Source organism: Affinundibacterium danionis, assembly GCF_042432465.1.
Classification (GTDB): domain Bacteria; phylum Pseudomonadota; class Gammaproteobacteria; order Burkholderiales; family Burkholderiaceae_D; genus Undibacterium; species Undibacterium danionis.
In genome coordinates, this window is the sequence record NZ_JBHLXJ010000003.1 from 99,779 (window position 1) to 112,150 (window position 12,372).

Sequence of the window (12,372 nt, forward strand, 5' to 3'; positions counted from 1 at the left end):
CGACTACCTAAAAATGCCTGTCCATCGCATACGCTGCTGGTACTCAAAAGCTAGCGCTATGCGGATCAATTTATATCATAGTGAAGACACCATCTAGTCACGCCCAAAATCACAGCATCGCTTTACGCGAATGCCTGATTTTGGGTGGTCTATTACTTTTACTCACTTTAGTGATGCTCGCGACTGGCAGCACAGCCCGACTCGACCAAACGCTATACGATCGCCTGTTACAAACTCAAAATCGCCCAGCCCGCGACGATATCATCATTGTTGCGATTGACGATTACAGCCTAGCAGAGCTAGGAAAATGGCCGTGGCCGCGTAGTCGTCATGCCGCACTTATCAATCAACTCAATCAAGCGCAAGCCTTAGCGATTGGAGTCGATATTCTGTTTTCTGAAGCGGAGGTCACTTCCGCAACTGCAAGCATGTCGAACGGTTCTAGCGAGAGTGATAGCGGCGATGCGCAATTAGCGCGCGCTATTGCCGCCAAATCCAACGTCGTTCTCCCACTTATTTCCGAGCAATCAGGTAAAGGCTTGCGCGTCGCTCCTCCTTTACAATCACTAAGTCAAGCAGCATTTGCGTTAGGTCATATACATATTGAACTAGATAACGATGGCGTTGCGCGCAGTGTATTTTTACGCGAAGGCATGCAGAAACAATGGTGGCCACATTTTGCGCTGGCGCTGCATGATCTGGGATTGAACATTAAGCGCGATCTGAACGATCTAGGCGCTCGAAACAATAAGACAGAAGGAGATGGCGTCGCGCAGTTGAAAGGCAGCACCTCATTTGCTAAACATTTCTCGAACGATAGCAAAGTCTGGCGTCGCGATTGGCAGATGCACATTCCTTACTATGGCAGTAGTGGCCACTTTAATACTGTTCCGTATGTGGCCGTACTACGCGGTGAAGTACCTGAGGATTTTTTCCGAGGTAAATATGTCTTGGTCGGCCCAACCGCAACCGGCATGGCCGACGCCTTTCCAACCCCCGTCACCTCCAATGAAGGCACACTATCAGGTATCGAAATCAATGCCAACATTCTTGCTAGTTTATTAGATGGCCGCAGCATCACACCACTCAATCCGTGGTTAAGCGCCGTCATTAGTTGCGCCATGGTATTGGGCGCTTTATTGTGCTGCTTCCTATTTTCACCCCGGGTTGCCTTAGTTACGCTTGCCATGCTGTGTCTGAGTCTACTAGTCGCTAGCTTTATTTTGCTGCGGTCGGGTGTCTGGCTAGCTCCCTCAAGCACCATCATTGTGCTACTCCTCACTTATCCTTTATGGAGCTGGCGTCGTTTGGAAGCCGCGATTGGTTTTCTGGATGAAGAGTTTATGTTGCTCGATCAAGAGCCTCATTTACTGCCAGAATTCAATCCCGATCTGACTATCAAAGATCAAACAAGCGTCAGCACAAAAAAGGAAATTCAAGATAAATTAGAACGCCATATCAGTGCCATGCGCGCCGCAGCGCGCCGTGTACGTGACTTGCGCCAATTCGTCACAGACAGCTTATATAGCTTACCGGATGCCACCTTGGTCACGACCACAGATGGCAATGTAGTCTTGACCAATCCCACCGCGATTAGCTATTTCCAAAGCATAGGCATGCCACAAGTGATCGATACCTTAGTGCCCTATTTATTCTCCAGTATGAGCCATCCACATACGGAATATCTGAGCCTAAATACCGATACAAAATCGACTCAAAATATTGCTTTTAGCTGGTGGCATATTCTGGATCTACAGCAAACCCAATTGCTCAGCAAAGGCGTAGAAGTCATTGATCCGCAAAACCGCAACCTGATCATCAAGAGTGCTCCATGCTATTCAGGGCAAAAAGTATTGATTGGATGGATTATCAGCATTCTCGATATTTCTGAGATCCGACAAGCGGAACGTCGCCGCGACGAGACGCTGCATTTCATTTCCCATGATATGCGTGGTCCACAAGCATCGATATTGGCACTAATTGAATTACAAAAAAACACCAAAACAGCGATCGCTCACGAAGATTTTTTAAATCGCATAGAAAAAGCCGCCACGACCACACTCAGTCTAGCTGATAGCTTTGTTCAACTCGCACATGCGGAATCGAATGAATATCGCTACACCGATCTCGACTTCCAAGATTTGCTGATCGACGCCACCGAGGAAATGTGGACATTGGCCAGAAGCAAACGCATTAAAATAGTGACCGAGATTCCAGAAGGTGATTATCCAGTCCGGGTTGACCGCAGTTTAATGACGCGCGTACTAACTAATTTACTATCCAACGCGATCAAATACAGCCCTAGCGATACCACCGTGACTTGTAGCTTAGAATTTAATACTAAGAACTTAAATGACAGCATTATCTGTCGCATACAAGATCAAGGTTATGGCATAGCGCGCTCAGACCAGAGTCGACTGTTCCAACGTTTTCAACGTTTAGGGCACGGCAATACAGCGGAATCCATCAAAAATGACGGTATAGGACTAGGTATGGTATTTGTCAAAACGGTCATTGATAGACATTTCGCCCACATCAGTTTTACCAGTGTTGCCGGAGAAGGAACTTGTTTTACCATCGAAATTCCAGTCAGTAATATTTAAAATGCAATTGATTTTCCGCAAGAAGCGTGAGCCAGCCATGAACTAGTGCACGAGTCGCGCTATAATGTCGCCCTCAACCTCAATAATCCTATGCAATTACTCGCCGTCGGCCTCAATCACACGACTGCCCCTGTCTCTTTACGAGAAAAGGTGGCCTTCTCCCCTGAGCAGATTTCTCAGGCGGTGGTGGGTGCGCGCGCTTGGTTTGCGCGAAGCGGTTCTCAACTAGGATCAGAAACTGCGGTCTTATCGACCTGCAACCGTACCGAGTTATACGCCGTTGCCGATGTGGACAATCCTATCGACATGACTGCGCATTTTTTGGCAGACTTTCACAAATTGCCTTACGCAGATTTGCGTCATCATTTGTACACGCTGCCGCAAGATAATGCGGTACGTCATGCGTTCCGCGTCGCATCAGGTTTAGATTCCATGGTGCTAGGCGAACCGCAAATTTTAGGCCAAATGAAAGAAGCGGTTAGACAGGCGGATGAAGCGGGCGGGCTTGGGACCTATCTACATCAATTATTTCAACGCACCTTCGCGGTTGCGAAAGAAGTTCGTTCAACCACCGAAATTGGTGCGCACAGTGTGTCTATGGCCGCCGCCGCGGTACGATTATCACAACGCATCTTCGATAAAATTTCAGACCAAAAAGTGCTGTTCATCGGCGCTGGCGAAATGATAGAACTGTGCGCGACTCACTTTGCCGCACAAAATCCTAAAAATATCACGATCGCAAACCGTACTTTAGAACGCGGTGAAAGCTTGGCAAATCGTTTTGGCGCTAAAGCGATACGTTTGGCAGAATTGCCCAATTGCCTGCATGAATTCGATATCATCATTTCTTGCACCGCCTCGTCTCTGCCTATCATCGGCCTCGGCTTAGTTGAACGCGCGATCAAAGCACGCAGGCACCGCCCTATTTTCATGGTCGATCTGGCAGTACCACGCGATATCGAATCCGAAGTCGCGAAGCTGGACGACGTATTCTTGTACACGGTAGATGATCTGGCCAGCGTGGTGCAAAGCGGTCTAGAAAACCGACACGCAGCAGTAGCGCAAGCCGAAGCTATTATCGAAACCCGTGTGCAATCTTTTATGCACTGGGTTGATGGTCGTCACGTGGTTCCTGTAATCCAAGATTTGCACGAAAGCGGCGAACAAGTTCGCCAACATGAATTAGAGCGCGCACGCAAAATGCTGGCGCGCGGTGACGATATCGAAGTCGTGTTAGAAGCTCTCTCCAAAGGCATTACTGCAAAATTCCTGCACGGCCCACAACAAGCTTTACATCAAGCACACGGCGAAGAGCGAGCACATCTGGTGCGCCTGCTGCCACAATTATTCCGCACTAAGCGTTAGCTACCTCCAGCATTCTATGCATGCATTTGCGCATGCTCTAGCGTCGTCACGACGATACTCCAAATTTAATTAATTGCGGCTCACCGAGATTTAAGTCTCGCCAGCGAGTCAAGCAAATATAAAGCGAAAAAACTATGAAACCATCCATGCTACACAAACTCGATCAACTCTCAGAACGTCTAGTCGAGGTTGGTCAACTGCTAGTACAAGAAGGCGTCACCAATGATATGGACGCCTACCGCAAGCTCAATCGTGAGCACGCAGAGCTAGAACCTTTGGTCGCGCTGTATCACAACTATCAGCAAGCGCAGAGCGACATCGTCGAAGCGCAAGAGATGCTGAACGATCCCGATATGAAGGAATTCGCGCTGGAAGAAATCCAAGCGGCGAAAGATCGTATCGAAGCATTGCAACGCGAATTACAAACCATGTTGCTACCGAAAGATCCTAACGACGAACGCAATATTTTGTTAGAGATACGCGCAGGAACAGGTGGTGACGAAGCGGGATTATTCGCAGGTGACTTATTACGCATGTACACGCGCTTTGCCGAACGCAATCGCTGGCAAGTCGAAGTCATGTCCGAATCACCGTCAGAACTCGGTGGCTATAAAGAAGTGATCATTCGTATCGCTGGTTTTGGCGCGTATTCCAAGCTCAAATTTGAATCCGGCGGCCATCGTGTACAACGCGTACCCGCAACCGAAACCCAAGGTCGAATTCATACCTCAGCCTGTACCGTTGCGGTGATGCCGGAAGCGGATGAACTGACCGACGTCGTGATCAATAATGCCGATTTGCGTATCGATACTTTCCGCGCATCAGGTGCTGGTGGTCAGCACATCAATAAAACGGATTCCGCAGTACGTTTAACCCACATCCCAACCGGCATCGTGGTGGAATGCCAAGATGGTCGTAGCCAACATCAAAACAAAGCACAAGCCATGCGTGTGTTGGCCACCCGCATCATGGACGGTCAACTGCGCAAAAAACAAGCCGAAGAAGCCGCCACACGTAAGAGCTTAATCGGATCAGGGGACCGCAGCGAACGTATACGCACCTACAACTACCCACAAGGCCGCATGACCGATCACCGTATCAATCTGACTTTGTACAAGCTCGATTTTATTATGGACGGGGATTTGACCGAACTGACCAATGCGCTGGTGGCTGAACATCAAGCAGAGTTGTTGGCTAGTTTGGGTGATGACTGAGCGCAAAATGCGCACAAAATGAGCATGCTGCAACATTAAAGTAAACATTCCATCGGACTAGGATTGTTTGTTTTTCTACTAGCCGTAATTTACAATGTTACTAATTTTGCCAAACATACTAATAAAGAAACGCCCAATATGAAAATACCATCATCTTTCGTCTTTGCAATTGCAGCCATATTCCTCAGCGGCTGTGCTGCAAATAAAGCCAACTTTAGCGCGACTTCAGAAAAGACCACTTTGCAATTAAAAGGGAAAGCCTTATCGGAACTTCCCTACCAATTAGATTTGGATGCTAAAGCTACTGGACAATATGAATTTGTTTCAACGTCGCCAGAAGGTAAAAAGATGTATGGCATTCTGCCTCTGCACGTCAATGGCACCAAAATGGGAATGAGTATTGCGTTCTTCGCACCCGCCTTAGCAATCGGTGGTTTCAGAGATGCTTATGGTTTTTACCAATTCGATCCAGCCAATAATTTGCTTCGCTACAAATTAAAAGAAGAAGATGAGTGGCGAATGACTCAGCCGACTAAACTCGAAAGCGAACGTGCTCGTGCAGCTTTGGAGCCAGCACAATAAAACCTTTGCAAAAACTTTTTAGCTTCATTTCGAATTTTTATTGCTTACTCATTGGTACTTTTTATGCCATCGAACAGTGTTCATTTCTCAATAGCAAAACATGCGCAATGGGCACCAGGGCTTGATTCAACGCAAGCGTGGCAAACGTGGTTACAACAAGCAAAAATTATTCAAGAAACCGATGGTGAACCACCAGCAGTCAAGTCCATGCCCGCGATGTTACGACGTCGTGCCCGCTTGCTGGGTCGTATGGCACTCGAAGTCGCTTATGCTTGTCTGGATGATCTGAACTATGGCAATGCAGATGATGATCCCACAGAAATTCCAACTATTTTTTGTTCAAGACATGGTGAGGTTGGACATTCGATAGAACTCATGCAAGCCCAGCTCGACGAGGGCACGGTTTCTCCGATTGGCTTTAGCTCTGCGGTACATAACGCAACTGCGGGTTTATTTTCGATTGCGCGTAAAGATCGTAGTAATCATATAGCGCTGGCGGCTGGAACAAGTAGCGTAGAGCATGCAGTAATCGAAGCCTGTGGCTTGCTTAACGATGGTGCAAAGGCGGTTTTGCTAGTCAATTATGAACAAGCATTGCCGCCACTATTTCATCATTTCGAAGATTGTATCGAACAAGCTTATGCTTGGGCATGGTTAATGGTTGCCCCTAGCGCTGATGCTTTAAACAAAGATAAAAATCTGACTTTGCAATGGCAAACCGCGAGCGCAGATCGTCATGAACAATTGCCGCCAGCAGAACAAACCATGCCACCCGGTTTGGATATTTTGCGCTGTTACTTAAATGGACAAACGAAGTGGGAGCGACAGGCAGGAAATCAACATTGGATTTGGTCACGTCATGACGCCCTTGCTTAAATCGAGTGCCGTCATCAAGCCAAGCTTGATACAAAATCTTGCAGGAATATGTGGACGCACCTGGCGCTTATTCGCAACCGCAATTAGTTTTAGTGCTTTTGGTGTAGGCGGAATAATCTTGTGGTTATTGATCTTCCCCTGCTTGCATATGTTGGTCTGGCAGCCGACAAAACGTGTGCGCTATGCCCGCGCCATTATTCGCTATACCTTTCGCGGTTTTATCGGTCTAATGCATTTTTTAGGTGTACTGCGCTACCAAATCATAGGACAAGAAAAATTAGCTAGGCAAGGATTACTGTTACTGGCGAATCACCCCAGTTTGATTGATACAGTCTTTTTAATGGCCTTTGTCGAACACGCTGATTGCATCGTTAAGAGTGGCTTATGGAACAATTTATTTACCCGAGGACCAGTGCGAGCCGCAGGCTACATTAATAACGAACAAGGCACAGAATTATTAGACGCCTGCATAGCAACACTACGAGCGGGCAATAATCTGATTATTTTTCCGGAAGGGACAAGAACTCCCGCCAATGGTGAAATAAAGCTCAAACGCGGCGCAGCCAACATCGCGGTCAGAGGTTTGCGCGACTTAACGCCTGTAGTGATTAATTGTAAGCCACAAACACTGGGCAAAGGCGTGCCGTGGTGGCAAATCCCTGAACGGCAAGTGCAGTTCACGATAGAGGTAAAAGAGGATATCCCGATCCAAGCATTTACCGGGACAGGTGATTCTGAAGTAATCGCAGCAAGGCATTTAACAGAATTTTTACAACAATATTTTATACAGGAAAAAGCCCATCATGCTTGAACAAGAAGTGAAAGAATTGATCATCGACGTCTTGCAATTAGAAGATATAGAACCTGCCGACATCGACAGTGCTGCCCCTTTATTTGTCGATGGTTTGGGTCTTGATTCTATCGACGCTTTGGAATTAGGCGTCGCCCTGCAGAAACGTTATGGCATCACTCTCTCGGCTGATGCAGAAGACACACGCCAACATTTTTCTTCGGTGAATGCCTTGGTAAATTTAATTGAAACACAAAGAAAGAAGTAAGGAAATTACGCCATGGTAGTTGTTAGTGAAATGAGTAAAGACGAGTTATTCGCGTGGGTAACGGATCTGTTAGCTGAGATGTTTGAATTAGAAAAATCAACGCTCACACTGCAGTCCAATTTGTATGCAGATTTGGATATCGACAGTATTGATGCGGTTGATCTCGCCGTCCGTTTAAAACAAATGACGGGACTGCGATTGCAACCAGAAGTGTTCAAACAAATTCGTACGATAGACGATGTAATCGAAGCGCTCTCAAATTTAAAGCCGGAGTAAGCTTATCAACGCTCAATCACGCGCCCGGGTGTTGACTGCCTTTACAGTCATTCTCACCTTAATTTACCCTCTCGCCATTTGGTTTGGCAAAGGGCAAATAGAGCCGCGCTGGCTGGCAGCTTTGCTACTTACGCTGGTGGCAACCCGTTTACCTACATTAAAAATCAGTAAGCTGGCGCGCTGGTCAGCATTGTGTGGCCTCTTGATGGTGTTCGCCGCAGTATGGACCAACGCCTTATTGCCGCTCAAGTTGTATCCCGTGTTGGTCAATATCGCTTTCTTGATCACCTTTGCTTACAGCCTATCAACGCCACAATCGATGATAGAACGCTTTGCCCGCATGACCGAGCCTGACTTACCCGAGGCTGCCATAGGCTATACGCGCAATGTCACCAAAGTGTGGTGCGGATTTTTTGTCCTCAACGGCAGTATTGCATTGGCGACGGCGATCTGGGCGTCGCAAGAAGTTTGGGCCTTGTACACAGGGGTGATTTCCTATGCACTAATGGGAAGTTTATTTTTAATCGAATACCTAGTTCGGATTCGATTTAAACGACGGCACGCGCAACCCGCTCATCACTCGCATCCTAACGTCGAATGACGCTAGTTATGCCTAAGTATGTTTGACAATGTTTGACTATGTTTGAAATTTACCAAAAATTATCGGTACAACGCGGCACCAGCAACAACGCCCACACTAATCTAGTTGGATGGCAAGGACAAAATGCGCTCGCCGAAAACGCTATTACGCGCGCGCAATTTGTACAAAAAGTCGCCCACTGGAAGCTGATTTTCAAACAGATTACACAAGACAAAATTGCCCTGTACCTGAGCGACAGCATAGAGTTTACGGCGGCCTTATTCGCCGCTTGGCATGCAGGAAAAACCGTCTATTTAAGCGCCGATGTTTTAGAAAATAATTGTCGCAATCTGGCGCGTGAGGTCGCCATTTTTATTGGTGAATTTCCAGCACCCTATGCCACTGCTTTACCACAACCGACAATCGAATCGGCCACGGATAATATCGACAATGTAGCCACCAATGCCGAATTCGAAACTTGCTTGCCGCACTTAGATAGTCACTTTCCTGCCCTAGTGGTATATACCTCGGGCAGCACTGGCGAAGCACAAGCGATTAGCAAACAATGGTCACAGTTAGCGACTGAGATTGAAACCCTAGAATTATTGTTCGGCGAAAAATTAGGTGACGCCAGTATTTACTCCACGGTATCGCACCATCACATTTATGGTCTGCTATTTAAAGTGCTGTGGCCATTTGCCAGCGGCCGAGCCGTGTTTGCGCAGGCGCTCAATTTCCCAGAACAATTACAACAACATTTATCAACTCATGCGTGTGCATTAATCGCTAGCCCAGCTCATTTAAAACGTTTACCGTCCCACCTAGATTGGTCGTCGGTAGCAAGCCAATTATGTGCCGTTTTTTCGTCCGGAGGTCCGCTACCCAACGACGCGTTGGAGCATGTGCAAGCTCTATGGCAACAAACGCCGCTTGAGGTCTATGGCAGCTCAGAAACCGGCGGCATCGCTTGGCGTCAACGTCAGCGCTCACAACACGCTGCTTGGACAGTTTTTCCAAAAATCAAATGGCGCATGTCCGAGGAAAACCATTTATTAGAAATTCAATCACCGCACTTAGCCGACGATGACTGGTACCAGCTCGCCGATCAGATTGAAACCATAGACGCGCAACATTTCCAGTTATTAGGTCGTCAGGATCGCATAGTCAAAATAGAAGAAAAACGTATCTCGCTCGACTTGATGGAAAAAGCATTGCTCGGCAACGACTTGGTGCTAGAAGTCCGTCTGATGCTCAATACTGGTGACACTAACCATACTAAAGAAGCTACTACCAACAATCAACGTCAACACATTTATGCCTTCATCGTCCTGAGCGAGCAAGGAAAAACATACTTGCAATCCCATAGTAAATTTGCCCTGAATCAAACTTTGCGCAGTGTTCTTAGTCCGCTGGTAGAAGCAGTTGCGTTACCGCGCCGCTGGCGCTATCTCGATGCGCTACCTGTCAACGCGCAAGGCAAAACCACACAGGCACAATTACTCGCACTGTTAGCGGGCAACGAAAATTCACCAATGGAATCGAGTTTGCAGCCTGTCACCAAGCCACGCTGGCGCCTACTTGAGCAAGAACCAGAACGCTTACTGTTCGAAATTATTGTGCCGCAAGATTTGCTGTATTTCAAAGGTCACTTTCAAATCGCGCCGGTACTACCCGGCGTGGTGCAAGTAGATTGGGCAATTTATTTTGCGCGCCAGTATTTCAACTTGCCTGCCAACTTTAGCGGCCTACACGCACTCAAATTTCAGCAGATTATTTCCCCTGAGACGCCGGTGCACTTAGAGCTACTACATCAAGTACAGAAACAAGCTTTGCAGTTCCGCTATTACTCCGATGCCGGGCCACACGCCACGGGTCGCGTCTTATTTGAATCTAACGAATTACAATAAATCTAGGCCATGCTAAATAAAAAATTCTCACCTGAAAAACAAGGCGCATTCGCCGCACGTTTTGAAGCCCAAAAAATCGCTTTCGGCCCAGTCGTTTTTCAATGCGTACGTTACGCATGGAAACGCGGCATGTTACAAGCCTTAGCCGACGCAGGCAGTGACGGACTGGCGCTGGAAACTATGGCTGCGAGTGGCAAGTGGAGTAGCTACGTCTTAAAACTGGTATTGGAAACCTGTTTATCGGCAGGTGTCGTTTATCTGCGTGACGGGCATTATGTCTTAGACAAAGCAGGCTATTGTGTCTTGACCGATAGCATCACGCAAATCAATATCAACTTTACTCATGATGTGTGCTATCAAGGCTTATTCGAACTAGAACAATCACTAGATGAAGAAAAACCCTTGGGATTACAACATCTCGGTGCGTGGCCGACCATTTACGAAGGTTTATCGAATTTGCCCGAGCCAGCTAAAACCAGTTGGTTTGAATTCGATCATTTTTACTCAGACACCTCGTTTCCCAGCATCCTACCGGATGTGTTTGCGACGGCACCGCGCCGAATCATGGATATCGGTGCCAATACTGGTAAATTTAGTTATGCCGCGCTCAGCTATCAGGCCGAAGTGGAGTTACATTTAGTTGACTTACCCATACAACTAGAAGTCGCAAAAAAAAATCTAACAGCACAAGGCGTGCAAGCACGGGCGCATTTCCATCCGACAAATTTGCTCGATAAATCTGCAGCTTTACCCGAGAATATGGACCTCATTTGGATGAGCCAGTTTCTCAGTTGTTTTTCCGAAGATGCGATTTCTAGTATCTTGAAACGCGCAGCTCAAGCACTGGTCGCCAACGGGCAATTACTGATTATGGACACTTTTTGGGATAGACAACAATACGATATCGCCGCGTATTGCTTGATCAATACTTCGCCGTATTTCACAGCGATGGCGAGCGGCAATAGTAAAATTTACGAGAGCACGGATTACATACGTTTAGCGGAACAAGCGGGGCTGAAATTACTGACCGCTCGTGACGGCATAGGCTATTGCCATTCTTTATTGCGCTTTGCAAAAGCAGCTTAGAGCGGCTAAGCAAGTGTAGACCTGATTACCCTAGCTTATCAAATATGGCTAAACTAACTCCCCAAGCGCCGATGAACCAAACTCTGGACTTCCAACCCTGTGTGGTGATTCCCGTGTACAACCACGAACACGCGATCGTCGCAGTGGTCGAGGCGGTTTTACCATTTCATGTGCCGTGCATCTTGGTTGACGATGGCTGCAATTCAGCTTGCGCGACTGTACTTGATCAATTACAACAGAAATATCCTGAACAAGTGATTTTACTGCGACATACGCATAATCAAGGTAAAGGCGCGGCCGTGCTAACCGGTTTTGCTTACGCATCAAAACAAGGTTTTACACATCTATTGCAAGTCGATGCCGATGGTCAGCATTGCGTAACCGACATTGCACGCTTTCTCAAACGCGCACAAGAACATCCACAGGCTATCATCGCTGGTTATCCCATCTACGATGAATCGGTACCCAAAGTTCGACTCTATGCGCGTTATTTGACCCATGTCTGGGTCTGGATCAATACCCTGTCATTGGCGATACGTGATTCCATGTGCGGTTTTCGCGTGTATCCGGTGGCTCCCGTCATCGCACTCATGGCGCGTCACAAAATTGGCGTACGCATGAATTTTGATACGGATATTTTGGTGCGCTTATATTGGGATGGTTTAGAGGTAGTGAATGAAGGTACGCGCGTCGCTTACCCCGCGGACGGGGTTTCGCATTTCCGTGTGTGGCGCGACAATGCGCTCATTACCGCTATGCATACCCGCTTGTTTTTCGGCATGTTATTGCGTTTGCCGCGTTTGTTAGCTCGCCGCTTTAAGTAAA

12 protein-coding genes are annotated in these 12,372 nt (G+C 47.4%); all 12 read left to right on the forward strand.

Going from position 1 to position 12,372, the window contains the following annotated elements; genetic code table 11:
• Positions 1-80 precede the first annotated feature (80 nt).
• The 12 genes from ACFFJH_RS03260 (at position 81) to ACFFJH_RS03315 (ending at position 12,371) form a co-directional block, all read left to right on the forward strand.
• Positions 81-2,603, forward strand: coding sequence for a CHASE2 domain-containing protein (locus tag ACFFJH_RS03260; RefSeq protein ID WP_390210022.1), 2,523 nt, complete (start codon positions 81-83; stop codon positions 2,601-2,603).
• A gap of 90 nt (positions 2,604-2,693) precedes the next feature.
• Positions 2,694-3,968 carry a glutamyl-tRNA reductase gene (gene hemA / locus ACFFJH_RS03265; protein ID WP_390210024.1) on the forward strand — a complete coding sequence of 425 codons (1,275 nt, stop codon included), beginning with the start codon at positions 2,694-2,696 and terminating at the stop codon, positions 3,966-3,968.
• Between the two features lie 134 nt (positions 3,969-4,102).
• The gene (gene prfA, locus ACFFJH_RS03270) at positions 4,103-5,182 is read left to right on the forward strand and encodes a peptide chain release factor 1 (protein WP_390210026.1); all 1,080 of its coding nucleotides are present in this window, start codon (positions 4,103-4,105) and stop codon (positions 5,180-5,182) included.
• Positions 5,183-5,320: 138 nt separating this feature from the next.
• Positions 5,321-5,764: a hypothetical protein gene (locus tag ACFFJH_RS03275; RefSeq protein WP_390210028.1), complete on the forward strand. Its 444-nt coding sequence runs from the start codon at positions 5,321-5,323 to the stop codon at positions 5,762-5,764.
• 63 nt (positions 5,765-5,827) lie between these two features.
• Positions 5,828-6,640 carry a beta-ketoacyl synthase chain length factor gene (locus ACFFJH_RS03280; protein ID WP_390210030.1) on the forward strand — a complete coding sequence of 271 codons (813 nt, stop codon included), beginning with the start codon at positions 5,828-5,830 and terminating at the stop codon, positions 6,638-6,640.
• Entirely contained in the window at positions 6,624-7,451 is an 828-nt protein-coding gene (locus ACFFJH_RS03285) for a lysophospholipid acyltransferase family protein (protein WP_390210031.1), read from the forward strand. Before ACFFJH_RS03280 ends, ACFFJH_RS03285 begins: the two co-directional genes overlap by 17 nt.
• Complete coding sequence (locus tag ACFFJH_RS03290) at positions 7,444-7,698, forward strand: phosphopantetheine-binding protein (RefSeq protein ID WP_390210032.1); 255 nt, start codon at positions 7,444-7,446, stop codon at positions 7,696-7,698. The genes ACFFJH_RS03285 and ACFFJH_RS03290 overlap by 8 nt, the downstream gene beginning before the upstream one ends.
• A 12-nt stretch (positions 7,699-7,710) precedes the next feature.
• Positions 7,711-7,974 (forward strand): acyl carrier protein, encoded by a 264-nt coding sequence (locus tag ACFFJH_RS03295; RefSeq protein WP_446697459.1) that lies wholly within the window; start codon positions 7,711-7,713, stop codon positions 7,972-7,974.
• 28 nt (positions 7,975-8,002) lie between these two features.
• Positions 8,003-8,575 carry a COG4648 family protein gene (locus tag ACFFJH_RS03300; RefSeq protein WP_390210033.1) on the forward strand — a complete coding sequence of 191 codons (573 nt, stop codon included), beginning with the start codon at positions 8,003-8,005 and terminating at the stop codon, positions 8,573-8,575.
• Between the two features lie 38 nt (positions 8,576-8,613).
• Positions 8,614-10,461, forward strand: a complete 1,848-nt coding sequence (locus ACFFJH_RS03305) for an ApeI family dehydratase (RefSeq protein ID WP_390210035.1) — start codon at positions 8,614-8,616, stop codon at positions 10,459-10,461.
• 9 nt (positions 10,462-10,470) lie between these two features.
• Positions 10,471-11,547: a class I SAM-dependent methyltransferase gene (locus ACFFJH_RS03310; RefSeq protein ID WP_390210036.1), complete on the forward strand. Its 1,077-nt coding sequence runs from the start codon at positions 10,471-10,473 to the stop codon at positions 11,545-11,547.
• Positions 11,548-11,591: 44 nt separating this feature from the next.
• Positions 11,592-12,371, forward strand: coding sequence for a glycosyltransferase family 2 protein (locus ACFFJH_RS03315; RefSeq protein ID WP_390210038.1), 780 nt, complete (start codon positions 11,592-11,594; stop codon positions 12,369-12,371).
• Position 12,372: the final 1 nt, after the last annotated feature.